The sequence below is a fragment of the Corynebacterium sp. TUM25015 genome (assembly GCF_056393505.1).
Genome location: NZ_CM150783.1, coordinates 1,884,963 through 1,910,391, shown reverse-complemented (window position 1 = coordinate 1,910,391; position 25,429 = coordinate 1,884,963). Strand labels below are relative to the sequence as shown.

Annotated in this window: 19 protein-coding genes; 7 read left to right on the top strand and 12 right to left on the bottom strand. The window is 57.8% G+C overall.

The window, feature by feature from the left end; all coding sequences use genetic code 11:
• Positions 1-58: 58 nt before the first annotated feature.
• Positions 59-997 carry a tRNA (adenosine(37)-N6)-dimethylallyltransferase MiaA gene (gene miaA, locus AC06DS_RS08660; RefSeq protein ID WP_477100534.1) on the top strand — a complete coding sequence of 313 codons (939 nt, stop codon included), beginning with the start codon at positions 59-61 and terminating at the stop codon, positions 995-997.
• Positions 998-1,012: 15 nt separating this feature from the next.
• Positions 1,013-1,879, top strand: a complete 867-nt coding sequence (dapF, locus tag AC06DS_RS08655; protein ID WP_477100533.1) for a diaminopimelate epimerase — start codon at positions 1,013-1,015, stop codon at positions 1,877-1,879.
• Here dapF and AC06DS_RS08650 read toward each other — a convergent pair.
• On the bottom strand, positions 1,876-2,661 hold the full coding sequence (locus AC06DS_RS08650; protein ID WP_477100532.1) for a hypothetical protein: 786 nt from the start codon (positions 2,659-2,661) through the stop codon (positions 1,876-1,878). The genes dapF and AC06DS_RS08650 overlap by 4 nt on opposite strands.
• Positions 2,662-2,729: 68 nt before the next feature.
• Here AC06DS_RS08650 and hflX point away from each other — a divergent pair, with 68 nt between their 5' ends.
• Positions 2,730-4,175, top strand: a complete 1,446-nt coding sequence (gene hflX, locus AC06DS_RS08645) for a GTPase HflX (RefSeq protein WP_477100531.1) — start codon at positions 2,730-2,732, stop codon at positions 4,173-4,175.
• On the opposite strand, the gene AC06DS_RS08640 is transcribed toward hflX, so the two are convergent.
• The gene (locus tag AC06DS_RS08640; protein WP_477100530.1) at positions 4,172-4,972 is read right to left on the bottom strand and encodes a DeoR/GlpR family DNA-binding transcription regulator; all 801 of its coding nucleotides are present in this window, start codon (positions 4,970-4,972) and stop codon (positions 4,172-4,174) included. The two genes, hflX and AC06DS_RS08640, sit on opposite strands and share 4 nt — an antisense overlap.
• Positions 4,973-5,033: 61 nt before the next feature.
• Positions 5,034-5,819: a transcriptional repressor LexA gene (gene lexA / locus AC06DS_RS08635; RefSeq protein WP_477100529.1), complete on the bottom strand. Its 786-nt coding sequence runs from the start codon at positions 5,817-5,819 to the stop codon at positions 5,034-5,036.
• Positions 5,820-6,532: 713 nt separating this feature from the next.
• On the opposite strand from lexA, the gene nrdR reads away from it, so the two are divergent.
• Positions 6,533-7,024 carry a transcriptional regulator NrdR gene (gene nrdR, locus AC06DS_RS08630; RefSeq protein WP_477100528.1) on the top strand — a complete coding sequence of 164 codons (492 nt, stop codon included), beginning with the start codon at positions 6,533-6,535 and terminating at the stop codon, positions 7,022-7,024.
• On the opposite strand, the gene hrpA is transcribed toward nrdR, so the two are convergent.
• Positions 7,021-10,956 (bottom strand): ATP-dependent RNA helicase HrpA, encoded by a 3,936-nt coding sequence (gene hrpA, locus AC06DS_RS08625; RefSeq protein ID WP_477100527.1) that lies wholly within the window; start codon positions 10,954-10,956, stop codon positions 7,021-7,023. The genes nrdR and hrpA overlap by 4 nt on opposite strands.
• 347 nt (positions 10,957-11,303) lie before the next feature.
• Between hrpA and AC06DS_RS08620 the strand changes: the two genes are divergently transcribed.
• Together AC06DS_RS08620 and AC06DS_RS08615 are read left to right on the top strand one after the other, a co-directional pair.
• Entirely contained in the window at positions 11,304-13,295 is a 1,992-nt protein-coding gene (locus AC06DS_RS08620) for a neutral/alkaline non-lysosomal ceramidase N-terminal domain-containing protein (RefSeq protein ID WP_366789122.1), read from the top strand.
• A gap of 71 nt (positions 13,296-13,366) precedes the next feature.
• Entirely contained in the window at positions 13,367-14,329 is a 963-nt protein-coding gene (locus AC06DS_RS08615; RefSeq protein ID WP_477100526.1) for a hydrogen peroxide-inducible genes activator, read from the top strand.
• Between the two features lie 10 nt (positions 14,330-14,339).
• On the opposite strand, the gene AC06DS_RS08610 is transcribed toward AC06DS_RS08615, so the two are convergent.
• Positions 14,340-16,898: a DEAD/DEAH box helicase gene (locus AC06DS_RS08610; RefSeq protein WP_477100525.1), complete on the bottom strand. Its 2,559-nt coding sequence runs from the start codon at positions 16,896-16,898 to the stop codon at positions 14,340-14,342.
• Between the two features lie 6 nt (positions 16,899-16,904).
• Positions 16,905-17,978, bottom strand: a complete 1,074-nt coding sequence (locus AC06DS_RS08605) for a PAC2 family protein (protein ID WP_477100524.1) — start codon at positions 17,976-17,978, stop codon at positions 16,905-16,907.
• Positions 17,979-18,186: 208 nt separating this feature from the next.
• Between AC06DS_RS08605 and AC06DS_RS08600 the strand changes: the two genes are divergently transcribed.
• On the top strand, positions 18,187-19,644 hold the full coding sequence (locus AC06DS_RS08600) for a DUF4192 domain-containing protein (protein ID WP_477100523.1): 1,458 nt from the start codon (positions 18,187-18,189) through the stop codon (positions 19,642-19,644).
• Here AC06DS_RS08600 and galE read toward each other — a convergent pair.
• The 6 genes from galE to AC06DS_RS08570 form a co-directional block, all read right to left on the bottom strand.
• Positions 19,601-20,635 (bottom strand): UDP-glucose 4-epimerase GalE, encoded by a 1,035-nt coding sequence (galE, locus tag AC06DS_RS08595; protein WP_477100522.1) that lies wholly within the window; start codon positions 20,633-20,635, stop codon positions 19,601-19,603. The genes AC06DS_RS08600 and galE overlap by 44 nt on opposite strands.
• A gap of 14 nt (positions 20,636-20,649) precedes the next feature.
• Entirely contained in the window at positions 20,650-21,372 is a 723-nt protein-coding gene (locus tag AC06DS_RS08590; RefSeq protein WP_293790252.1) for a metal-dependent transcriptional regulator, read from the bottom strand.
• A gap of 109 nt (positions 21,373-21,481) precedes the next feature.
• Positions 21,482-22,516, bottom strand: coding sequence for a sigma-70 family RNA polymerase sigma factor (locus AC06DS_RS08585; protein ID WP_293790254.1), 1,035 nt, complete (start codon positions 22,514-22,516; stop codon positions 21,482-21,484).
• Positions 22,517-22,747: 231 nt separating this feature from the next.
• Entirely contained in the window at positions 22,748-23,200 is a 453-nt protein-coding gene (dtd, locus tag AC06DS_RS08580) for a D-aminoacyl-tRNA deacylase (RefSeq protein ID WP_477100521.1), read from the bottom strand.
• 80 nt (positions 23,201-23,280) lie between these two features.
• On the bottom strand, positions 23,281-24,915 hold the full coding sequence (locus tag AC06DS_RS08575; protein WP_477100520.1) for a DUF7782 domain-containing protein: 1,635 nt from the start codon (positions 24,913-24,915) through the stop codon (positions 23,281-23,283).
• A gap of 12 nt (positions 24,916-24,927) precedes the next feature.
• Positions 24,928-25,398: a DUF3099 domain-containing protein gene (locus tag AC06DS_RS08570; protein ID WP_448308270.1), complete on the bottom strand. Its 471-nt coding sequence runs from the start codon at positions 25,396-25,398 to the stop codon at positions 24,928-24,930.
• Positions 25,399-25,429: the final 31 nt, after the last annotated feature.

The window sequence follows — 25,429 nt, the reverse complement described above, 5'->3', positions numbered from 1 at the left end:
CTACATTGAAGGCAATGAAGCAATTATTACACCAGCCGCAGCGCTACACTATGTTTCTATGAGTTCTTCTACTCAGATCCGTCCTGTTGCCCGTCCTGTAGCCGTCGTCGGCCCCACTGCTTCCGGCAAAACGGCAATCTCCTTGGACCTTGCACAGCAGCTGGACGGGGAGGTGGTGAACATCGACTCTATGCAGCTGTACCGGGGGATGGACATTGGTACCGCAAAGGTTCCAGTGGAAGAGCGACAGGGGATTCCGCACCATCAACTGGATATCTGGCCGGTCACTAAACCTGCGAGTGTGGCGGAGTACCGGGCGGGGGCAATCGAGACGGTGGAAGATATTCTGTCCCGGGGAAAAACACCCGTCATCGTCGGTGGATCCATGATGTATGTACAGGCATTGGTAGACGAGTGGGACTTCCCGCCGACGGATCCGGTTGTGCGTGAAAAATGGCAGCGCCGTTTGGATGAACGTGGCGTCGCCGCTATGCATCAACACCTCGCGACGATAGATCCCGAGGCGGCCCGCGTTATCGAAGACAACGATCCGCGACGCACGGTCCGCGCCTTGGAGGTCATCGAACTTACGGGCAAACCTTTTGCTGCTTCCCAGCCTCCGAAGGACTCGGTGCCCCGGTGGAACATGCGCCTGCTGGGGTTGAATGCCCCCGCTGAATGGCTTAATCCCCGCATCGAGTTGCGCGTGCGCCAGATGTTTGACCACGGGCTGGTGGAAGAGGTTCGATCGCTGGTCGGCGAGGGGCTGATTCGCGAGTCCACAGCCGGACAGGCTATCGGTTATGCCCAGGTTTTGGACTATTTCTCCGGCGAGCTCACCTTAGAGGAGGCCATCGAGCGAACCATCACTGGCACCCGGCGCTATGCTCGACGGCAGCGTTCCTGGTTCCGTAGGGATCAAAGAATTTTTTGGATTGACGCCTTTTCTCCCGACCCCGTCCGCGAAGCCACCGAGGCATTGGGAATGAGCAGCTAATAAGGAGTGTTCTGCATGATCGACTTTTTTAAAGCCCACGGCACGGAAAACGACTTCGTTGTCCTCATGGATGAGTCCGTCGAGGTGGATCTCACGGAGAATCGTGTTCGACAGCTCGCCGATCGGCGAGCCGGAATTGGCGGTGATGGGGTGATCCGCATAGCCACTGGAGACGCACTCATTGGTGCGGGTGTGCTGGATGCACTTCCGGAGGGTGTAAAAGGCGAGGAATGGTTTATGGATTATCGCAACACCGACGGTTCCCTGGCCGAGATGTGCGGTAATGGAGTGCGAGTCTTTGCCCATGTGCTGTGCTCTCAGGGAAAGGTACAGGCCGGTGAGCAGTTCGGTATTGGCACTCGCGCCGGCCGCAAGCTCGTAGAGGTGCATGAAGTTAGCGGCGAAAAACAGGAACACGCCATTGTGAGCGTGGAGATGGGCTCCCCGGAGGTATTGGGTGTGTCCACCGCGCAGGTAGGCGAAGTGAAGGTTGCGGGACTCGGAGTGGATATGGGCAATCCACACTTAGCCGCTGTGGTGCCGAACCTGACAGCGCAGATGCTTAGAGAGCTGCCGATCGAACAGCGAGTGCAGTTCGACCCAGAGTTCTTCCCGAACGGCGTGAACCTAGAGGTGCTCACTCCGCTGGACGATGCGGGAGCAGTGCACATGCGCGTTCACGAACGCGGGGTAGGAGAGACTCGCTCGTGTGGAACCGGAACTGTCGCTGCCGCTGTGGCTGCCCTTGCCGACGCCGAACGGGCCACCGGTACCGTGATCGTGCACGTTCCAGGCGGTGAAGTGCAGGTAGAGATCTCCGCGGAAGGATCCGTGCTACGCGGCCCTGCGGCGATCGTGGCGTGGGGCCAGACGATCCTTTAGTGGCCTCCGCAGCCACAGCTGCCGGAGCCACAGGCTCCGCCACACCCAGCGGCATCGACTGTGCTGGCGGTGAACTGCACGGTACCTGCGACGATCAGCGGTGACGTGGCGCTGGCGGGGTTTATGTCCTTGCCCACGGCATCTGCTGGTAGCACGACGGTGAATTCAAAAGGCGAGCTCACAGTGGCAGTCCAGAACTCTTGCTCGGTCAACGCATTGACCTTCTTGACCCATTGGGAAGCTTCAACAGCAATCTCCGCCGTTGCGTGAGGAGGCGTAGCCGGGGAATTGATGTCTTTGAGGCCGCTTGAATCGACCACGCCGACCTTGAGGCCGCCGTCCTTGGCAAACTCCGTGGAATCTGCGTAGACCCGGACGGAGCTAGCTAAAGCCCCAATCTGGAACTGGTGGTACTCCAACGAAGGGGCGTCCACAAGTAACGGGCCCTGAGCGATCGTTGCTGTAAGGGAAGAGATAGTGGGAGCTTGCTGCCCAGCGATCTGCAACATCGGACTGTCGTCAACCACATCGAGTACTCCGATGATGTCATTCAGCATCGAGAGGTGAGCAGTGGTGGCAGCCCCGCCGGAGTAGCTGGCGAAGGAGCCGAAGGGCTCGACGGCCAGGACGACCATGCGGGCGCCTGAGGGGTCATCGAACTGCAGAACCTGGCCGCCGCGAACCTCGCCTGATACACCGAGGCTGCCGGAGCCGTAGGCGGCCTCCAGCGCTTCTTGCCACTTCGGGAAATCCATGCCAATGCTGCGAAGTTCAGGAATCATGCAAACCACTCTAGTCCGCTGCACCAAATTTCCTATTTAGTGCCCCTGACAGGTAAAAATAGTCCTTAATGACGGAACAGACCGAACACACTACACACTCCTTCGCCCCTACACCTGACCCGACAGTCGGCGAGCTCGATCTCGAAGCACGCTCTAGCCTGCGGCGGCTTTCCCGCGGCGTAAGCACCTACACCGACGAGCAATCGGACGGCTACGACGTTGAGTACCGAAAGCTCAGACTGGAGAAAGTCGTGCTGGTCGGCGTGTGGACCTCTGGCACGATTGCGCAGGTGGAAGCGAACCTAGAGGAGCTGCGCGCACTGGCAGAAACAGCGGGCTCCGAGGTGACGGAGATGCTGTACCAGCGGCGCGACAAGCCGGATTCTGGCACCTATATCGGGCGCGGCAAGGTCGAGGAACTGAAGGCTGTCGTATTGGAGACCGGCGCTGATACCGTCGTCTGCGATGGTGAGTTGAGCCCCGGCCAAATGATCGCGCTGGAAAAGGCGCTCGACGTCAAAGTTATTGACCGCACCATGTTGATCCTCGATATCTTTGCCCAGCACGCGAAGTCCAAAGAGGGCAAGGCACAGGTAGCGCTTGCGCAAATGGAGTACCTCATTACGCGCGTTCGTGGTTGGGGTGGTGCGCTTTCCCGCCAGGCCGGTGGACGCGCTGGCTCCAATGGCGGTGTAGGTCTGCGCGGTCCCGGTGAGACGAAGATCGAAGCCGACCGTCGCCGCCTGCGCTCCGAGATGGCGAAGCTGCGCAAAGAAATTGCTGCAATGAAAACCTCTCGAGAGGTAAAGCGCGAGCGACGCGATTCTTCTGCGATTCCGCAGATCGCGATCGCCGGGTACACCAATGCTGGTAAGTCTTCGCTCATCAACGCATTGACGGGTGCGGGAGTACTGGTAGAAGACGCACTATTTGCCACCCTGGATCCGACCACCAGGCGGGCAAACCTGGCTGATGGTCGGTCCGTGGTTTTTAGCGACACGGTTGGATTCGTGCGTCACCTCCCCACGCAGTTGGTTGAAGCTTTCCGCTCGACCTTGGAGGAGGTTCTGGCAGCCGACGTGGTTTTGCACGTTGTGGATGGTTCCGATCCTTTCCCACTGGAGCAGATCAAGGCTGTGAACACAGTGATCGGCGGGATCGTCGAGGAATCCGGACAGGAGGCGCCACCGGAAATTCTGGTGGTGAACAAGATCGATACCGCGGATCCACTGGTGCTCGCCGAACTACGTCACCGAGTGCCGGATGCCGTCTTTGTATCGGCGAAAACAGGTGAAGGGATTGCCGAGCTGGAGGCTCAGCTGGAGTTGTTCCTGAATTCCCTGGATTCCCATGTCACGTTGCACGTGCCTTTTCACCGCGGCGATATCGTGGCCAAAGTCCACGAACTGGGAACGGTAATTGCAGAGGACTATGACGCAGAGGGAACGAAACTAGAGGTTCGTTTGCCGAATGTAGTGGCAGGGGAGTTGCAGGAGTTCAGAGCCGCAGACTAGCTGCCAAAGCTGACGTCGATACCGAGATTGCGCAGCTCGGAAACGTAGGGCTGTGGAGCGTCCTCGTCGGTCACGACGGCACTGATGTCCTGGATAGTTGCGAAGCTCACCAGGTAGTCCAGGCCAAACTTCGTGGAATCGCACAGTGCGACCACGCGGTCGGAGTTTGCCACCATAGAGCGCTTGATTGCTCCTTCTTGGGCATCGGGAGTGGATAGCCCGTGAACGATAGTAAGGGCATTGGTTCCAATGAATGCAACATCGGCATGGAGGACGCCGAGCGCGCGGGTGGCAAGGTCGCCAACGACAGCCTGAGACAGGGCGCGGACGTGCCCACCGATTAGTTGGACATCGCAACGGGGGGATTCCGCCAATGTGGTGGCAATAAAGAAAGAGTTCGTGACGATATTGAGCTTCGGTGCCATCAGCTTGGGATCGTTGGTGGCATTGGCTTCGGCGATGGCCTCGGCAAAGACGCCCGTGGTGGTGCCTGCATCGATGAAGATGGTGCTGCCTGTTTCCGGAAGGAGTGTTACTGCAGCTTTGGCGATTGCTCGCTTGGCTCCGAGAGATGCCTTTGAACGTGTGGCAAGAGTGGTGAAGTCTGTACGGAAATTCTGTGCCGGAACCGCTCCGCCGTGGATGCGGAAGAGCTCACCGCCGTCAGAGAGAATCGCGAGGTCGCGGCGAATTGTTTCCGCGGTGACGCCGAACTTCTCCGCCAGTTCATTCACAGTAACCCTGCCGTGAATGGCGGTGAGGGAGGCTATTTGACGGCGCCGTTCTGCTGATTCCATAGGCGCTACTTTAGTGCCAAGTGGGTCGGAGACGGCGGCGTCAGAACCAATAGGGGGGGAGCTAAATCTTGCGCAAAACCGCTGCGACCTTACCCAGGATGGTCGCCTCTTCGGCAGGAATAGGTTCGAACAGGGGGTTGTGGGGGATAAGCCACAGCCCGTCGGCATCCTTTTGGAACTCCTTTACGGTCGCCTCACCGTCGATCATGGCGGCGACGAAATCGCCGAACTCGGCGACGGCCTGGGAGCGAACCACGACCCAGTCTCCGTTGAAGATGCCGGCATCATGCATAGACTCGCCCACGACCTGCAACAAGAAGAGCTCTCCGTTACCTACCAACTCCTGTGGTAGTGGGAAGTGAGCCTCAACATTTTGCTCTGCAAGGATCGGGGCGCCAGCGGCGATCTGCCCCACAACCGGGACGTAGGTGGCCTCTGGCATGAGCTCTCCGTCGTCGGAAGTCGGGGGCGGAGTAGCTGCTTGCGGCGTGGGTTTAGTCTGGGCTGGGAGCTGCCCACCGTCGAAGGAGCGCACATCAACCGCGCGAGGTCGCTTGCCATCGCGGCGTAGATGTCCGCGCTTCTCCAGCTGGGTGAGATGATAAGAAACCGATGACGTCGAGTGCAGTCCTACAGCATCGGCAATTTCGCGAATACTTGGCGGGTAACCGCGGATGACCGTCGAATCGCGAATGACTTCGAGAATGCGGCGCTGGCGAGTGCTTAGGGCTGGCTTCTTGCCGTCCTTCTGAGCTTGCTTCTCCGCACGCTTGTCAGCCTCGGACTTCGGAGGACGCCCAAGCTTGGGGCGAGGGGAAGGACTTTCGGTGGGTTGGTCGGTGGACACGGTTATACCTCATTCCGGCGGGGTCTCTTTATCGGTATTTCGCGATCTGCTTCCACACTACCCGAAATAGAACGCATTTCTAGTATATGTGTTCGAAAAAGTTTAGATTTGTCTAGACATGTTCGAACATGCGTGCTAAATTCTGTACTGTGTTCGAGATTCGAACAGATGATCTAGAAATCAGAATTTTTGAAGTTCCCTGTCGGGCGTGAATGGTTCACTAGGGTAACAGCCAAGGGAATAAGACGTAGGCGCTAAGAGGCTTTGCTGATTAGCCTTACGTCGCATTGTAAAGGAGTAGCCACATGACCACCTCGATCATCCGTCCCGCAACTACTGTCCAGTCTGCATCGCATGTCCGTGTGCTTCCTGATGATCGGGTTGCGCCACCGCGTAGGCCTCAAGTTCTTAAGCCTAATTGGGAAGCACTGGATTCTAGGGGTAATTCGAACACCTTTGGGTATTCTTCTGCACCTGTTGCGCGTTCGATTCCGCGCCGCAAGATGGATCGCATCTCCGGCGCAAACGAATGCCTGTTCGACAATCAAATGGGGTGGGTAGATAGAGTTCGCGCACGAACGGAGCGAATCATTCACTCGCCTGGTGGAACTGCGGTCTCCCTTGGAGTGATGTCCACGCTGCTTGGGTTTGCGCCTCTTCTCATCCCATAGTTCAGCTTCTGCGTCGGGGGAGGGGCGACTAAGCTGAGAAGGGTGTTGTGCCCCTCCTGTAGCTCAGATTCATCCCGCGTTGTTGATTCGCGATCCATTGAGATGGGTGTTTCTATCCGACGTCGTCGCGAATGCAGTCAATGCCAGACCCGCTTCACCACTATTGAAAGGTCTGTTCTGTTGGTAGTGAAGCGCAATGGCGTGACCGAGGAATTCAGTAGAGAAAAGGTTATCAAGGGCGTGCGTCGGGCATGTCAGGGGCGCGATGTCTCCGACGACGCATTAAAGCGTCTGGCACACGAGGTGGAACAAGCCGTCCGAGTGACACATGGTTCCCAAGTACCCGCAAACCAGATCGGCCTGGCGATCTTGGATCCACTCCGAACCTTGGACGAGGTGGCTTATCTCCGTTTCGCCTCCGTGTATAAGTCTTTTAACTGTGCCGAAGACTTCGAGCAGGAAATCGAATCGCTGCGTGCCCACCGCCAGTCTCTAGCCCAGCATCCTGAAGTGTCTGAAGGCGACGACAGCTAACGGATCTTCTCCAATTTCTTACGGATACGCTGCAGGGATACCGAATGCGCTGTGCCTAGGTTCTGCGCAAAGAGGCTGACTCGAAACTCCTCGATCATCCAGCGCACCTCCTTGATCTGTGGGGAGGCAGCCCTCGCCGTTGGGAGCCGCTTCTTCGTCTTTTCCAAGAGATCAAAAGCCTCTTGAACCTCTTCGTCCAGATCCTCTTCCTTGTCTGGATCCGTCTTCATCATTTCCAATCGAGCGCGCATGGCCTCCACATAGCGCGGAACATGGCGCATGTGCTCAATGCCATTGCGGGCGATGGCATGCTTGCCCAGGAAGAAATCGAGTTGACTGCGCATATCTTCGATGGCATCTCCCGACCAACCCTTCAATTCCGCTGACATGTCCGCAACGGCCAGCACAGCGGGTGCTAGGGCTACCACGTATTGTCGCACGCGCCCGGGCCCTTGAGAGCGAGCTACACCCACCACCTCTTCGCACTTTTCTGGGTCGCGCACCACAGGCCCCAGCTTCATAAGCATGTCTCGGCAGGCCAGAGCCACCACATCGCTGACTAGCCCATCGACGCCCCCGTCGATCTGCTCCATAGCCACGCGTTGACGTAGCGGCAAGCCCTTAATCATTTGCTTTGGGGACACCGAACAAGCGTTGACCATCATGTTCAGCACGGTCGTAAACTGCTGCCCATCCGCAGCCTGCTTGGTGGGGAAGGCTTTCAATGTCACGCCACTGTGTGAAGCGACGATAGCGGGATAGGTGTGCAGAGTTTGCCCGTCGACCACCGTTTCCACTGTCTCGGGAAGCACCCCGATGCCGTCCACTGTCCATGCCTCGGCGGTAGCCAGCACACCGCTCGACGTGCCGCCACGCTTCTTTTGTCGTTGAGGTGAATGCTGTGCAGCATCGCTGGGAGCTGCAGGCTTCGTCCGAGCTGCCGCCTGAGCAATCGCAGAAGTGACCTGGCCAGAAAGTTTGTTCTGGAGATATTGCAGGTCACGAGACTTCTCGATCACCTTTCCCCGCCGGTCAATGGCGGCAAATTGCATACGCAAGTGCTCCGGGACTCGGTTCCAATCGAAGTCCTGAGCCGTGATGCCCCGGCCTCCTAATTCGCGTAAAGCCTCTGCAAGTGCAAAACCAAACTCGCCGTCGAAGGGAACCATCTTCTTAAGGGCAGCGGCAGCAAAATTGCTGGCTGGCACGACGCTGGTGCGCAGTGGCTTCGGCAAGGAGCGGATCAGTGCGACCGCGAGTTCCTCACGCATACCGGCGACCAGCCAGCGTGTTTCGGGTTCGGAGACATTCGCCAGCAGCGGCAGGGGTACGCGCATGGTTATTCCATCGTCGGGGTCTCCCGGCAAGAACACATAGGATAGCTCGAACTCCAAGCTCCCCTGGCGCCACGCATCAGGAAACTCGTCGGCGGCCTTGGCAGCCTCCTGCGAGTCGATTAGCGCCTCAAGGGTGAAGTCCAACTGGTGTGGATCCTTGTGGCGAGTTTTCTTCCACCAAGAATCGAAATGTCGAGAGGAGACGATCTTCTCGGGCAAGCGGGCGTCATAAAAATCAAAAAGAGCTTGATCGTCGACAACGATATCGCGACGACGAGCCTTATCCTCCAGATCAGTAGCTTCGGCCAGCAGGTTTTGGTTGTGGGAGAAAAAGTGGTGGCGAGTCTTCCAATCTCCCTCCACGAGGGCATGGCGGATAAAAAGCTCGCGGGCCAAAGGCCGGTCCACCTTGGAGGCATTAACCATCCTGTCCGCGACAATGGGTAGGCCCAAAAGCAGAACCTTTTCATGCACCATCGCCGCACCCCGCGAGGACGACCACACCGGCTCGGAGTAGTTGTACTTCACCATGTGTGGAGCAATTGATTCGATCCAGCTGGGGTCAATCGGCCCCACTGTGCGGGCAAAGACCTGCGACGTTTCCACCAGTTCAGCGGCCATAAGCCACTGTGGGGGCTTCTTTGACACATGCGAGGAGGGGTGCACGACGAAATGTGAGCCGCGAGTGCCGGTGAACTGTTTGGAATTTCCCTCCCGCATTCCCACGTGGGTGATCAGGCCGGTAAGAACTGCCTGGTGAACCAGATCCTCGTCGATGGCTTCCGGCTCAAAGACGAGCTCGCGCACATGGCGAATATTCGGAATCTTCCAGCCGAGATCTTGCACGACGGAGAGCATTTGGCGCACCAGATCCATCCATTCGCGCACGCGAACATAGTGAATGAACTCGCGCTGACACAGCTTTCTAAACTTATTGGCCGAGAGATCCTGACGTTGCTGTTGCAGGTAGTTCCACAGCTTCAGCAGGCTAATAAAGTCGGAGTTTGCTTTGAAACGCGCGTGCATTTCGTCGGCCTGTTGCTGCTTTTCCAAAGGTCTTTCGCGCACGTCCTGAATCGACAGTGCGGAGATAATAACCGCGATCGTCTCAATGATGTTCTGCGCATGCCCCGCAACCAGCATGCGGGCTAGTCGCGGATCGGTGGGGATACGCGCCATGTCCCGGCCGATGTCTGTTAGCGTTGCTTCCTTTGTTGACGCCAACGCTCCAAGCTCCTGGAGTAGTGCTACACCGTCCCGGATCGACTTATTATCGGGTGCTTGAAGGAATGGGAAGCGTTGAATATCACCCAACCCAAGGGCGGCCATCGACAGGATGACGCTGGAAAGGTGAGTGCGCAGGATTTCCGGATCCGTGAACGCCGGACGAGCCTCGAAATCCTCCTCGGAGTACAAACGAATCGCGATGCCGTCGGCAATTCGACCCGAGCGACCCGAGCGTTGCTTGGCGCTGGCCTGGCTGATGGGCTCCACCGGCAAGCGCTGTACTTTTGTGCGGTGGGAGTAGCGGGAGATACGTGCAAAACCGGTATCCACCACGTAATGAATACCCGGCACAGTCAGGGAGGTTTCCGCGATATTGGTCGCCAGGACGATGCGGCGGCGCGGGCCGGTACGGAAGACTCGATGCTGTTCTGCATTCGACAAACGGCCGAACAACGGCAGCACATCCACCTTGCGTGCCCCTGAGGCTCCGGCGAATTCACCTTCTAAGGCTTCAGCAGCATCCCGAATTTCGCGCTCGCCGGAGAAGAAGCAAAGAATGTCGCCGTCGCCGGCGCGCATTAGCTCCTTGCACGCCGCCACGATTCCGTCCAAGGGGTCGGTCTCGACTTCCGTGATTTCGCCTGTCTTCGGGTTTTCGCGCTCGGTGATCAGGGGGCGATAGCGAATCTCTACGGGATAGGTGCGGCCAGAGACTTCGATGATGGGCGCGGGGGAGCCGTCGGCGTCAGCAAAGTGCTTGGCGAAGCTTTCCGGGTCGATCGTGGCCGAGGTGATGATCACCTTTAGATCCGGTCGCTTCGGCAGAAGCTGCTTGAGGTAGCCGAGAAGGAAGTCGATATTGAGGCTGCGCTCGTGTGCCTCGTCCACGATGATTGTGTCGTATTCGCGGAGTAGCCGGTCGCGCTGGATCTCGTTGAGCAACACGCCGTCTGTCATGAGTTTGACCGCGGTGTGCTTGGAAATTGTGTCGTCGAAGCGGATTTTGTAACCGACCAGGGAAGAATCCTCGCCGATTGTCTGGTCGAGTTCCTCGGCGATGCGTTCGGCTACGCTACGAGCCGCAATGCGACGCGGCTGGGTGTGGCCGATGACCTTGGTGCGGCCGCGGCCGATCTCTAGACACATCTTCGGAATCTGCGTGGTCTTACCCGAACCGGTTTCACCGGCGATGATGACCACCTGGTTTTCCTCAATGGCCTTTATGATGTCCGCGCGGCGTTCCGAGACAGGAAGGTCGGGGTAGGTGATCGGCGGGATCGTGCGGACAAACTTCGGACGTCGCTTGCGTGGACGTCGACGGGGGCGCCCCTTATGAGATGAGGAAGTCGGCCCTTTCGCGTCCGTCATTGTTAAAAATCACCCGTCTTGCTTGCCGGAGAAACCTGGAATGCCCATGTTTATATGGCTCGAAAAGGTTGATTTTAGCAGCGAGTGGGGTAGGGGAAGAACTCGATCTTTTGGGGCGCTTGCACCCCCAAAAGAACTTAGATTGAGGTAAATGTTTGCTTAAAGTATGAAAACCATCACATTTTTCCACGGGGCGAGTCTAAAGTTTCGTTCGTCAAAACCATTTATGAACATACGTAGTTTTCAGAAACGAGATACCTATGTGCGAACACGCCCATCACAGCATCACTGATAACTCGCTGAACCCTTTGCAATCCCAACTGAGTCGTCGCAGCTTTTTCCGCGGCATGGCAGCGGTCACCGGCACCGTCGTGTGGGCGTCTGCCGCCACGTCGGGCGCAGGTGCCCAAGAGGGAACAACCTCTAGCGGAGGGGGCTTCCATGTAGGCCGAGGCTTGGCGGACATGACCGGCGAGCCCTGGGGAGCGGGCATGTTCGGATATGCCGTCGATGAGCAAAAGACCGTAGGCATTCAACGCCGTCAATACGCCCGGGCGTTTATTTTTGTCGACGCCGCCCGCGAGAATTCCCGCCTCGTGCACGTCACCTGCGATGTCGGGCTGATGTTCCAGTCGATCCACTTGGAGGTATTGCGCCGTCTGAAGGAAAAATACGGCGATCTCTACAACCAATCCAATGTGCTACTCGCCGCCACTCACACACACGTGGCGCCGGGTGGTACGTCGCAGCACCTCATGGTTGATATCACGCACGGTGGATTCCGTCCGAAGACTTTCGAGGCAACGGTCGAGGGCATCGTGACTGCCATCATCCGAGCGCATGATGACATCCAGCCATCAGAAGTGACGGTGGCGGAATCCACGGTCACTGATGCGGGCGTCAATAGATCCAAAACCTCGTGGGACCGCAACCCCGAAGAAGATAAGAATGAACTCCCGAATGGCGTGGATACCCGCAGCGTCACCTTGCACGTCTCGCGCGGTGGACAGCAGGTGGGGTTGATCAACTGGTATTCGCTGCACCCGACGAGCTTTGGGCATAAGTACAAGCACATCGCTGGCGATAACAAGGGATACGCCGCATGGGCCACAGAGGAGGCTCACGGCGTGGTGCACCGTCACCCAGAAGAAGCCCCGTTTGTCGCGGCGTTTGCAAACATGACTCCGGGAGATATCACCCCGAATATGGGTCTGACGCCTAACTCTGGGCCGGGCGCAAGTGAGCGTGAATCCGCGCAGATCCTGGGTGAGCGGATGATGGAGGCCACGAAGACTGATGGCAAGGATTGGTCGGCTGGTGGCATCGATGGACGGATGAGGTGGGTGGACTGTCCCAAACTGGTCGCAAGCTCACGCTTCACCCCGGATGGCAAGGAACACAAGCTCGGTCCGGCAATCTTGGGTGCCGCCTTCGCGGCGTCTTCTCAAGAAGATGGAGGTGGAGTGCCGCTGTTGGGGTTCAACGAGGGAGAACGGGGCGGTAACCCGTGGGTGCGAGACCTCAACAAAGCGTTGGCGACACAGGAAGTTAAGGACATCCACGGTGCTAAAGAGTGCCTGCTGCCGATGGGGTACATCGACGGAATGATTCAGCAGGTGCACCCATTTACGATTCACCGTCTCGGTGGGTTCGTTCTAGTTTCGCTGGGATTTGAGCCGACAGTGACTAGCGGCTTGCGAATCAAGCGGACGGTGGCCGCGGCACTAGGCGTGCCTGAGAACACAATTGTCGTGCAGGGCTACACCAACGCTTATGGCCACTACATCACCACTCCGGAGGAGTACGAGGCCCAGAACTACGAGGGTGGGGCGACGATCTTTGGGCACTATCAACTCTCAGCTTTCCAGGATGTCTTTGATGAAATGGCGCGAGCCTTGAAGGAGGGGAAGGAAGTTGAGGTAGGAGAGCCTGCGGGAGATCTCACAGGCTTGATCCCGAATGTGCCCGGAAGTGATGGGTGGATGGATACCCCACCTATGGGGAAGAAATTCGGTGATGTGCTGGAGGCTCCCGCAGAGGTAAAGAGTGGTACGAATGCGCGGGTTATCTTCGTCGGCGCCAATCCCAATAACAACATGCGTCATGGAGAGGGCTATGTCACGATCGAGGATGGAAGTGGCAAGGTAGTGGCAGACGATTCCAGCGAAAACACGCTCATCACTTTCGAGAATAACTTTGGGCAGACCCGCACAACGATCGAGTGGGGTACACAGGACGTTCCGCCGGGGACTTACACCGTCCGCCTACGGGGAGATTCCAAGGCGTTCTTGGGGAACCTATCGCCCTTCGAAGGTACCGCTGAACTGCGCGTAAGCTGATTTATAGTCGACTATATTTATTTTTCCAGGTGTAATTATGCTTTTCTAAGAATGTCTGTAGAATCGCAGATGTGGTTCAAAGAGAGTATCGCCCGACCGTTGCCCAATTGCGCACCTTTGTGACCATTGCCGAACATGGTCATTTTGGTACCGCAGCCTCCCATTTAGGTATCTCCCAACCTTCCCTTTCCCAAGCGCTCGCTGCGCTCGAGGCAGGTTTGGGAGTGCAGCTTATCGAACGATCCACTCGCAAGGTTATTGTCACCCCAGTGGGGCGAGGACTGCTGCCATTTGCACAAGCCACCCTGGAAAGCCTCGAAACTTTCGTCTCTCACGCGCGGGGTGCTCACGGCGGCCTCGTGGGTTCGATGGCAATAGGAATGATCCCGACCGTCGCCCCGTATATCCTGCCGGAGGTTTTACACTCTGTAAACGACGTTGCCCCGGAGCTCGAACCGCGCATTGTCGAAGAGAAGTCGCCACTTCTTATTGATGCGTTGCGACAGGGCAAGATCAACGTCGCCGTCCTTGGTATGCCGGGCGAAGGCGGCGGGCTCAACACGGTAGATCTCTACACCGAAGAGTTCGTGCTGGTTGTGCCTGAGGGGCACCCATTGGCCGGTCGCAAGGATTTGGCAGTCGACGAACTCAAGGATGTTGATCTCCTGCTGCTAGATGATGGGCACTGCCTGCGCGACCAGATTCTGGAACTGTGCCGGACGGTGGAAATGGCCAATGATCCGCGCCATTCTGTCACCAGGGCGGCCAGCCTTTCCACCGTAATTCAGCTGGTGTCGGCGGGTTTGGGCGCAACCTTGGTACCGCTGTCCGCAGTATCAGTCGAGTGTCAACGGCCGGGCATCGCCCTGGCGACGTTTGCCGGAGGGGCCGTGCGAGCGGGACGCACGATTGGCATGGCGTACCGCTCCAGTTCCACGCGGATCGACGACTATGCGTCGTTGGGGGAGATCGTCGCACAGTCCTTCAATCATGTGGCACAGGAAAGCCGTCGCGTTCTGGAGTCGTACTTCTAGAACCTGCCAGCTAGCCCTGAACGACGGTGAGCTCCGAGAGCCGGATCTCGCCGGCTCCATCCGTTGCAGCAAGGTCTACCACGCCCTCTAGCGCCCAACCATGGTCGCCTTCGGGATCGTCGATGATCTGGCGCACGAACCAACTACCCGACTCGGGGCCTGTGCCGCGCTTGATGAGAATGTATTTATTTGAACGCGCGGCGGCGTCAACACCTATATCGGCATATTCCTCAAAGTAATCGTCCATCGCGGCAGGCCAGTCTGGTGGCGAATCCAGGTATTCGTCCATTTCCGCGAGCTCGCGCTCTTTTTCGAACGCGAAGAGTTCCACGTGGCGGAAGAAGTAGTTACGCACCATACGGGTCAGGGCCTGCGGGTTGGCAGAGAGCAGGTTTGTGTTTACCACGCCGTAGGCATGCTCGGCTACCTGATCCTCGGTCAGCGGGGCATCCGGATCCGACATCTGTACCCACTCATCAATGAGTGAGGAATCCACTTGGCGAATCAACTCGCCCAACCACACGAGGATGTCGTCGAACTCCTCCGAGCGGTAGGAATCGGGCACGGAGTGCTCCAGCGTCCGATATGCATCGGTGAGATAGCGCAGCACCACACCCTCGGAGCGTCCCAGCCCATACGTGGCCACGAAGTCGGAGAAGGTCATTGCCTTTTCCACCATGTCCCGCACAACGGACTTCGGGCTAATCTGAAAATCGCGAGCCCACGGGTTGCCCTCACAGAACGTGTCATAGGCCTGCTCTAGCTCGTCTGCCAGCGGCATAGGCCAGGTGATGTCTTCGACGATGGCCATTCGCTCGGTGTAATCGACGCCCTCAGCCTTCAGCGCCGCAATCTCCTCGCCCCGTTCAGCCTTCTGCTGGGCGATAAGCACCTGTCGGGGGTCTTCCAAAACCGCCTCAAAAGTAGAGATCACGTCAAGCGCGAACGTGTCAGACTCCGGATCCAGTAGTTCCAGAGCTGCCAGGGCGAAGGGAGACAGTGGCTGATTGAGGGCAAAATCGCGGTTGAGGTCGGCGGTCAGGCGGGCATCCTTGCCACTAGGAGTTTGTGCCTTGAATTCTTCAACGACTTCAGCGTTGATAAGCCCCCGGTACAGCTCGATGGTGCGCAAGATGGCCTTGTTCTGTTTAGTGCGCGTGTCGTGATTGGTGCGCAAAAGATGCCGTAGCGCTTCAAAGGTCCACTGGTCACGAGCGATGACATTGAGCAGCATGGAGTTGCTCATGCGGAACTGGCTGGAAAGCTCCTCCGGCTCAGCATGGGTGAGGCGCTCATAGGTGGATTCACTCCACGTTGCCTGCCCCTCGGGGGCAGAGCGTTTGCGTAGCTTCTTGATCTTCTTCGGATCACTACCGGCTCGTTGGCGGAGGCGAAAGTTTTCAATCTCATGCTCGGGAGCCTGTACCACGACAGTCCCCTCCGTGTCATACCCTGCGCGACCCGCACGACCCGCGATTTGATGGAACTCGCGGGATTTCAGCACGCGGTGCTTCACACCGTCGTACTTGGTCAGTCCCGTCATCAGTACGGTACGAATCGGCACATTGATACCTACTCCGAGAGTATCGGTACCACAAATAATTTTTAGAAGCCCCTTCTGCGACAATCGCTCGACGAGGCGACGGTACTTCGGCAGCAAGCCGGCATGGTGCACGCCGATTCCCTTGCGCAGCAGGCGGGAGAGAGTTTTGCCGAAGGCAGAGGTAAAGCGGAAATCACCGATCTCCTCGGCGATAGCAGCCTTGGCTTCGTCATTAACTAGCTTCATGCTGGTCAGAGCCTGGGCGCGCTCGATAGCTTCGCGCTGGGTGAAGTGAACAATGTAAATGGGCGATTTGCCGTCGCTTATTAGCTCCTCCACCGTTTCGTGGACGGGAGTGTAGACATAGTGAAAGTCGAGCGGCACTGGCCGTGTGCTGCCCGTCACCAATGTGGTTTGGCGACCAGTGCGTTCGCTTAGATCATCCTCCAACCACTTGGTGTTGCCCAGGGTGGCGCTCATCAGAAGAAATTGTGCCTTAGGGAGTTCCAAGAGCGGAACCTGCCAGGCCCAGCCACGGTCGGGTTCAGAGTAGTAGTGGAACTCGTCCATCACTACCTGATCAATTTTCGCGTTCGCTCCGTCGCGCAGGGCAATATTGGCAACGATTTCAGCAGTGGCGCAGATGATCGGTGCGCCGCCATTCACTGTGGCGTCACCCGTCATCATGCCCACATTTTCCGGGCCGAAGGTTTGGCACAGATCGAAGAATTTCTCACTGACCAGAGCTTTGATGGGCGCGGTGTAGAAACTGCGCTGCTTGCGAGCCATGGCAATGAAGTGGGCAGCGATGGCCACCATGGACTTACCGGAGCCCGTGGGCGTAGCAAGAATCACGTTGTCTTCAGCCACGAGGGCTGTGGCTGCCTCTTCCTGGGCAGGGTAGAGGGTAATGCCGCGGTCACGCGTCCAACCGAGAAAAGACTCTAGGATCGCGTCATCAATCAGAGATTCCGGTACCTCGTCCAGATCTGGCAACAGTTCCGCGAGTTCGGCAGCAATACCCACTGTGTTTTATTTGTCCTCTTGCTCGGTATCGGTTGGATCGTCGGCATTATCGGAGCCATCTGACATGTTCTGCAAGAATGCCTCGAACTCTGCGCCCAGCTCTTCGCCGGTTGGGATGTCCTGTCCCGGTTGCAGCAGGTTGTTCTCCCGCTTACGACGCATCCGTTCCATCTCGGCATCGTACTGGTGCTCCAATGCACTGACGACGGTAGCGATCTCCTGGGACTCCTCAACCTGGTCTTGCAGCTGGCGCTGTACGCGTTCCAACTCCTTTTCCAGAGCTTTAAGGGGCAGCTCGCGGTCTGCGACTTCGCTGAATGCCTCCAATAGGCGCAAAGTCGCCTCCGGGTAGTCGGAGGCCGCGATGTAGTGCGGCACATGGGCGGTAAAGCCAACCGTTTCGAACCCGTGGCGGTTTAACTTCTTTTCCGTTTCCAAAGCCGCGGCGCCGGGAACGATCATTCGCGAATCCCACGTGTGGTAGTCCTTGATCAGCGAAGATTCCGAGGCATGCGCAGAAATCACCAAACGGCGAGTGTGCGGCACCGTCATCGGCGCCGAGTACAGAGAGGCGACCATGCCGACCTGACCACGCCGGGCGAGATCCACCACAGCGTCGCTAAAGGCTCCCCACTTAAGGTCTGGCTCCAAGCCACTGAGCAGCAGGAAGGGGCGTCCCTGGGTGTCCTTTATCAGGTGTAGATCCAGGCGAATATCATCCGTATCCACAACCTTGGAGTTCTCGATGGTCACACCGGGGCGTCGCGAACGATAATCGATCAACTCATCGACCTTGAACGACGCAACCGGGCTATGCTCCAAGGCAGCCAGGATATGAGAGCTGGCGTTTGAGACAGCTTGTCCGGCATCCGCATAGCCTTGCAATGCCACCAACATTGGCAGCTCCTCAGCACCCTCAGCACCCTCAGCATCGCTCAACCCCATGGGCTCGTCGGCAATCGAGGGGCGATCGAACTGGATCGGAGCCGGGTACTCCAGCTCGTACATCCGGCCACCTAGCTGCCGCTCACGCCGCTCGCCATTGCCACGATGGTCGTTGTTGTCGAAGTGCTCATGCATAGTTTCGCTCTCCCTTCCGGCGGAACCTGTGTCCAACCAAGCACCGTCTGCCTAGCCTATCAGCCACTTCGGACAAGCCAGGTTGAGACGGCACCATTTCTGGGACCCATATTCACAGTTTCAAGTTATCCACAGACCCCTGGGGCTTCGCCGCACCGTTTGGGACTCGTCGCCGCAAAAAAACTTTGGTTCGGCAACGATCTGTGGCATGAGGAACTCACCAGAACACAACGAAAAGAAACCCCAGTCTATTCCCGCAGATTCCGCACTTAGTGCACCTACTACGCGCCCGCCATCCGTTCATTTGGGAGCGGACAAAGGCAAGCTGATCGCTGCCATTCCCTCCCTTCTTGGATTCCCACCCGTGAACTCGCTGGTCATCATCGGCCTAGTCGCTTCCACCGAGCACACCAGTTCCGCACCGCTGCCCGCGCATCACCGGCGCTTTCGAATCGGTCCGGTCCTACGATGCGACTTGCACCCAGCGGCTATTGACGAGGCAGTGCGGGGGATTACCAAGATTCTTTGCGACGCCCCAGCGGCCGAGGCAATCATTCTCACTATCGGCGACATGGATGAAGATCTGCGTGCCTGTGTGGCTTCTGCCGTCAGCCAACTGGAGGATGCATGCGTCGATGTTCAATCGGCCCTAGAAGTCGAAAGCATCACGACGGGAATGCCTTGGATCGACGTATTGGACGGCGAGACGGGCACGGTAGACAGCGTGGAGTCCAATGAGCTGGCCGATATCAGTGCGCTGAGTGGGGCTCGCCGTATGGGTAACCGGGAGGAAATGGAGCGCTGGCTGGATCCTGCCAACCTGAGCGAGCCGGAATGGATGCTCCAGGAACGTGCGGAGGCCACCACAGTCGATCTGATCCAAGTCCTGATTGGTATAGCCGCCGTAGCGGAGGGAACAAGGGTGTTGGAAGAGGAATGTGAAAACGAATACCTCATCGACAGCCTTGCCGCGATTTGCAGTGACGAGTTCCTTCATACGGTCGTTATTGCCTGGTCTTTGGGCACGAACAGCGCCATTCTACGCGAGATGCTTGCCAGTGCTGCGCGTCGAACGACGGGGTCGGTACGTCGACGGGTGATGTTGATCCTGGCACTGGTGGCGTCGGCTAACGACGAAGGAGTCCTGGCGTATCACACACTTACGCGACTGTTGGAGGAACTTGAAGCCGATCTATACACCGAGGATGCATGTGCGCGGCTCGATAGTATCGAGCGTGCTCAGGGGATAGGCACGGAGGATATGGAAGGCACAGAAGATCAGGTTGCGGAGGCAACGCTGGAGGAAATGCTTTCCGATATGGAGAAAATGGATGATTCTGCGGTCGAGCCGCAGCTGAGTGCATTCGATGAGTTCACTGCTGACATTGCGGTTACGGCGTTGGACGCCCATCAAAAAGGAAAGATCAAATTGCTTTTGGCTAAAGCAGTGCAATCCGCCTGCACCGTTATGGCAAATGTGCAGATGGATCTGGATGCCGCAGAAGACCCCACGGAGGAGGACAGGCTTCCAGAGCGAACCTATGTCACAGTCCGGGAATATGCGGGACTCGATATCGCATGGGAGTACGAGCGACTCATGCAGATTGTGGACTGGGACGCAGTTAACGCTGTGCGGAATGCAACCTATCACCCAGTTGTCCGCTAAAGGCCCATGCGTCGGAGATAATGGTGTGCAAATCGGAGCGGGTGGGGTTCCATCCGAGCTCAGACTTAGCCTTCGCCGACGAAGCGATCAGAGTTGCAGGGTCGCCCGCGCGACGTGGCGATTCGATCGCGGGAATTGGGTGGCCGGTGACTTCGCGGCAGGTGTCGATGACTTGACGCACGCTAAAACCATCGCCGGAGCCGAGGTTAAAGATGCGATGCTTGCCCGCAGTGTTCGACGCAGCGGCCAGCAGGTGGGCATCCGCCAGATCTCGAATATGGATGTAATCGCGGACGGCAGTGCCATCGGCAGTGGGGTAGTCAGTGCCGAAAATCGAGATGTGCTCTCGATGACCAAGGGCAACTTGTAGCACCAAGGGAATGAGGTGAGTTTCGACCTTGTGGTTTTCACCAATATTTCCGTGTGCGCCAGCGACGTTGAAGTATCGCAGGGAGGTAGCGGCCAGTCCATAGGCATTGGCGTACGAGGTGATCATGTGATCAATCGCCAGCTTGGAGGCGCCATAGGGGTTTGTCGGTGCCGTCGGCATGTCTTCAGTGATTGGAACCTGCTCTGGTTCGCCGTAGGTCGCAGCAGTGGAGGAGAACACGAGGTTATCTACCCCGTGCTCGCGCATCTGATCCAGGAGGTACAGACTGGTACCTACATTGTGGTGCCAGTAGATATCGGGTTTCTCTACGGACTCGCCGACAAGCGAACGGGCGGCAAAGTGCATGACGGCTGCTACGTCGCGAGCGGCAAAGACATCGGAGATGACATCGTGGATGTCCCCCTCAATAAAGGTCGCGCCTTCTGGTACTGCATAACCATTGCCGGTTGATAGATCGTCCACCACCGTCACGCGGAAACCGTGTTCGAGAAGTACGCTGGCACAGACGCTACCGACATAGCCGGCGCCGCCAGTCACGACGATGTGGGCGGAAGGGGATAGGGCAGAGGAAGATAGATCGATGCTTGTCACAGCCCCCACGCTACCCCACGTCCTTAGTTGAGCTTTTCTACGCGTACGGCGTGGCCAAGCTCCTCCGGAACAACCATGGTGCCGTTGTCGTTGCCGAACTCCAAGCCGTCCTCGGTGGCCACCAGCGTTACGACGCTGCCTGGGCGCATGTCCAACGCGTGGAACTTCGCCATCAGCTTGTGCTCCACCTGCACGATTTCGTTGATACTGAGGATCTTCACCTCGATCGGCTCCGGCGATTCGATATCAGAGGCGCGCTGTGAGGAACCTGTCTGCAGAGAATAAATCTTTTCCTTCAGCTCCGTGCGCTCAGCCTCCGGCACGCTTTCTACCAACTCCTCCAGTCCCGGAATCGGATTGCCAAATGGGGAGGTGGCATATTCGCTGAGTACCTTTACCAGCTGAATCTCAACCTCGTCGCCCATGACGTGTTCCCAGCGACAGGCTTCGTCGTGAACCTTTTCCCAGGGAAGACCGATGACGTCGGTGAGCAAGCGCTCGGCCAGGCGGTGCTTGCGCATGACCGCGGTGGCTAAAGCTCGGCCTTGAGGACTGAGTTTAAGAGAACGATCCTTCTCAACCGTGAGTAGTTCGTCGCGCTCCATACGCGCAACGGTCTGGCTCACCGTCGGGCCGGACTGATCAAGTCTTTCTGCGATGCGGGCGCGGAGCGGCAGAATGCCTTCTTCTTCCAACTCATAAATCGTTCGGAGATACATCTCAGTGGTATCGACGAGATCCCTCACGTGCGCTACGCCCTTTCTTTGTTCATTGACTTGAAACGATTATAGCCCCGTCCGCAAAGGGAGCGGGGCAGAAGCTTAAGTACTGATGCTATTTAGCGATGATGAGTCTCTAAACAGCGTATTCACGCAGCTTGTTGGCTCGGTCACCCTCGCGGAGCTTGGCCATAACCTCACGCTCGATTTGGCGGACGCGTTCGCGGGAAAGCCCGAAGCGGCGACCAATCTGATCCAGCGTGCGCGGCATGCCATCATCCAGGCCATAGCGCAGCTTGATGACGTCCTGCTCGCGCTCCTCCAGGGTGCCCAACACAGCGCGGACATCGGAGTGGCGCAGGGATGCAACCACAGCGGTTTCCGCATCCGTTGCCTCGGAGTCCTCGATAAAGTCGCCCAGCGGGGCTTCTTCGTCGCTACCGACGGGCATATCCAGGCTCACCGGATCGCGGGACTGCTTGAGCAGCATTTCGATCTTCGATTCCTCGATTCCGGATTCCTCAGCCAGCTCCTCGTTCGTCGCTTCGCGCCCAAGCTGCTGGTACATCTCGCGCTTGATACGGGAAAGCTTGTTCACCTGCTCTACCAGGTGGACGGGAAGGCGAATGGTGCGGGATTGGTCGGCCATGCCACGGGTAATGGCTTGGCGAATCCACCAAGTTGCATAGGTGGAGAATTTAAAGCCCTTGGTGTAATCGAACTTTTCCATTGCGCGGATCAAGCCCAGGTTGCCTTCTTGGATCAGGTCCAGCAGAGGCATGCCACGGCCGGTGTAGCGCTTCGCCAGCGATACAACGAGGCGCAGGTTGGCCTCCAGCAGGTGGCTCCGGGCTGCCTTGCCTTCACGTGCCAGTACCTTAAGATCGCGCTTCTTCGCACGGGTCAGCTTCTCTGCGGTGGCTAGAAGGTGCTCCGAGTACAGCCCGACTTCGATTCGCTTGGAGAGTTCTACCTCGTCCTCTGCAGTAAGCAGGGCGGTCTTACCGATGCCGTTGAGGTAGACGCGAACCAGATCTGCCGACGGGTTCTCGTTGTTTCCGCGGCGCCGCCCCTTGTCTTCTTTCTTATCGCTATCGTCGGCCGAATTGCCGGTACCCTCTTGACCGTGGCTGATGCCGTTGTATTCGTCATCAATCATGGAGTTACTCATAGTGCTGGTGTGCCTCCCATGGCTCGATAGCGTTCAAGCGCTTCAAGAATTTTCTCGTTGTGTGCCGAAGCTCTACGGGGTCAACGAATCTCTTGGAAGAATTGTTCCCCACCGAACCTGAAGAAGGAACTTGGTTCACCCCCGCACAGGGGTTAGCTATTTTTCTCTCTGTCGCGACTCTGCAGAGGGGAAGAGCTTTACCTGCAGTTTTTGTTGAACAAGCTCTCGTTCTTAGGTCTCCACAAGCACTGTGAATGGTCCCTCATTGACGCTGGCGACTTTCATCATGGCGCCGAATCGTCCTGTTTCTACAACTATGCCGCGCTCCCGGAGCAATTCTGCAATACGTTCGTAAACCGGTTCGGCAGTTTCTCCCGGAGCCGCGTTAACCCACGAGGGGCGTCGTCCCTTTTTCGTCTCGCCCATGAGAGTGAACTGACTTACCAACAGAACTTGCCCGTTTACTTCTTCTACGGAGTGATTGCGTGGACTATCCCATGGTTGCCCCGACGCGGGGAGCAAACGCAGTTCCGCAATTTTCCGCGCCATTTTCTCTGCGGCTTCGGGTTCATCGTTTACACCGACTCCCACGAGTGCTAAGAGTGCGGGTCCGGTTACTTCTCCCACAACTTCGCCGGCAACCGACACTGTGGCACTGCTGACGGTGCTAATCACTGCCTTCACTGGTCTTCCCTCACTTGTTTTCCTTACTGGGTTTTTTCCTTACTGGGTTGTCTTCATTGGTTTTCTCTAACCGCGCTGGCCTACATTTTGCCCTCGTACACCTCGCGCAGGTCTCGCGGCACAATCATCCCGTGCCTCACCAGAGCCACAGCTAGAGGAACAAGCTGATCCACAAGCTCTGCGGCATCCATTCCCAGATCTTCTCCATTAATTGCGTGGTAGAGCTCCGCTACGTCACGCAAGCAAAGTCCGTCCCAGCTAAGACCAGCCAGAATTGCCGCTAATGTCGCATCGATTTCGTGGGTCCAACCCGGCCCATCGGTCCGTATCAACTGTATTGTTTCTTCGCCGAACCCTTGGTCGATGGACCTGGCGGTTTTTTCTAGAATGACGCCGCGTCGCAGTCGGTAGTGCGCATCCGCAATGGCTTCGGCGGCCGGGCGGCCGGGAACCTCCAGCTCCTCGAGCCAGCGGCAGCGTGCGAACCATTCGCCGACCTCTTGTCCCAAGAAGGCTCCATCGGGCAGGGCGTGTTCGAAAGTTTCGACTGTGAGCTCGGTGGCAGCATCGATCTTCTCGATATGAATCCACCCGAGCCCGATCTGCGTGACATCGTGGTGATCGAAGAACTCGAGCCATTCTGTCGCCCGCTGCTGACCGCTGTCGCTGCGTGGGTCGATGCTTTCGTCGCGCAACCAGGTGGTGACATAGGTGGCCACATCCACCACATCACGCTGAAGAACCCATGCACGAACTCCTTCGTCCGGCAACCAGCTCAAGATTCGCTCGGCGGCGGAATCCGCCGTACCTTCGCCGAGTGCCCAGCCGATTAACAGGTGCGCATGCCCTCCCGGTGCTAAGTGTTCAACGGCTTGTTGAACCACCAGCTTGCTGGCTGCGTCCAAGGGCAGACCGGAATCGCGATATACGTGCCCCTCGCGGGCATCGAGGTCGATGGAGGGGCCGATGACGAACGGCGGATTGGAGACAATCACGTCGAAAAGCTCGCTGGCGAAGGGACCAAACCAGGAGCCCTGAACCCACTTGACCTTAGGCAATTCCAATCCTTGCGCAGCGGCGGCAACTTGTGCATAGGCCAGCGCACGACTGTGAATGTCACTGCCGAAAAGTGTTGCCTCGCTGTTGGCTGCCAATAGCAACGCCAAGACTCCCGACCCAGTACCCAGGTCAAGAACTCGGGCGTTCGCCGACAGGCGGGGAATGGAATTCAGTAGGGATAGGGGTGCGTTTCCTATACCGGGAACGTGTTCCGGTCCGGGGATGCGCGGCTCCAGGGAAGCATCCGGGTCGGAGAGAACCAGCACCTCCGCGTTCCCATGCGCGGGGTGGTGGATCGGGCGGATGTCGAGGTTGAGCTGCAGCGTTTCATGTGAACCTTCTGACGGGATAAGAGCCTGTTCTGCTACGAGCTCGGAGGTGGACTCAGCCCCGACGAGAGATTGGAAGAAGGTGGCGGGCTGGGGGCGTCGTAAATAAACAGCGGCGACGAGCTGCGATGCCACAGAGTCCCGGCTCGTCAGGTGCCATTGAGCGGCTGCGGGAGAGCCGGATTGAGCGGCGGCGATACCTTCGACGCCGAGAGCCTCCATAATCAGCGATGAACCATAGCCTTGCGCGACGAGGGTACGGACGAGGTGCTCGGTGGCAACGCCAGGGGTGCAGAACGGACGGCCGGGCGGGGTAGAGGTGGGCATGTCGGTTCCTTGTTAGTCGGAGTGCTGATCGTTGTCGGTGCTGTCAGGCTGAGTGGGGGTGATGTCGATAACCTGCGGAGTGGATGCCCCGGGAGAATCTGACTCGAGCATCGGGCGAGATGTCTCGCCCGCAAGCGCGGCCCGTTCGGCACGGCGTTGTTCGCGGACGAGAGCAGGTTTGTACACCTTATTTGTGGTCTCATCGACCTGCCCGGTCTCGTTGGCTAGCAACACGGCCACCCACGGTAGCGGGAGGCTAATCAAAGCGATGCACACGGACAATGCTGCGTTGTGGGTAATGAGCATAACTACAGCGGCAAGGGCGAGGAGCGGGATGCGCAGCAGCTGCAGCACGGTGTACACCTTGCGGCGATGGTGCCAGCCTTGCAGAGGGGAGCTTTTTGCATCAGTGATGATCTCCACTTGCGAGGCGCGCTTGGCACGGGATTCACCTCCCGTTTTCCTTTTTCGTGCATCAGCCATAGAGCCAACGCTAGTACGCAGCTGGAAAACA

Excerpts from the sequence above, each read along its gene's own strand:
- hflX (WP_477100531.1), top strand. The coding sequence starts at position 2,730 with ATGACGGAACAGACCGAACACACTACACACTCCTTCGCCCCTACACCT.
- miaA (WP_477100534.1), top strand. The coding sequence starts at position 59 with ATGAGTTCTTCTACTCAGATCCGTCCTGTTGCCCGTCCTGTAGCCGTC.
- AC06DS_RS08620 (WP_366789122.1), top strand. The coding sequence starts at position 11,304 with ATGGCAGCGGTCACCGGCACCGTCGTGTGGGCGTCTGCCGCCACGTCG.
- dapF (WP_477100533.1), top strand. The coding sequence starts at position 1,013 with ATGATCGACTTTTTTAAAGCCCACGGCACGGAAAACGACTTCGTTGTC.
- AC06DS_RS08600 (WP_477100523.1), top strand. The coding sequence starts at position 18,187 with ATGAGGAACTCACCAGAACACAACGAAAAGAAACCCCAGTCTATTCCC.
- AC06DS_RS08575 (WP_477100520.1), bottom strand. The coding sequence starts at position 24,915 with ATGCCCACCTCTACCCCGCCCGGCCGTCCGTTCTGCACCCCTGGCGTT.
- AC06DS_RS08585 (WP_293790254.1), bottom strand. The coding sequence starts at position 22,516 with ATGAGTAACTCCATGATTGATGACGAATACAACGGCATCAGCCACGGT.
- AC06DS_RS08570 (WP_448308270.1), bottom strand. The coding sequence starts at position 25,398 with ATGGCTGATGCACGAAAAAGGAAAACGGGAGGTGAATCCCGTGCCAAG.
- AC06DS_RS08650 (WP_477100532.1), bottom strand. The coding sequence starts at position 2,661 with ATGATTCCTGAACTTCGCAGCATTGGCATGGATTTCCCGAAGTGGCAA.
- AC06DS_RS08640 (WP_477100530.1), bottom strand. The coding sequence starts at position 4,972 with ATGGAATCAGCAGAACGGCGCCGTCAAATAGCCTCCCTCACCGCCATT.
- hrpA (WP_477100527.1), bottom strand. The coding sequence starts at position 10,956 with ATGACGGACGCGAAAGGGCCGACTTCCTCATCTCATAAGGGGCGCCCC.
- AC06DS_RS08605 (WP_477100524.1), bottom strand. The coding sequence starts at position 17,978 with ATGCATGAGCACTTCGACAACAACGACCATCGTGGCAATGGCGAGCGG.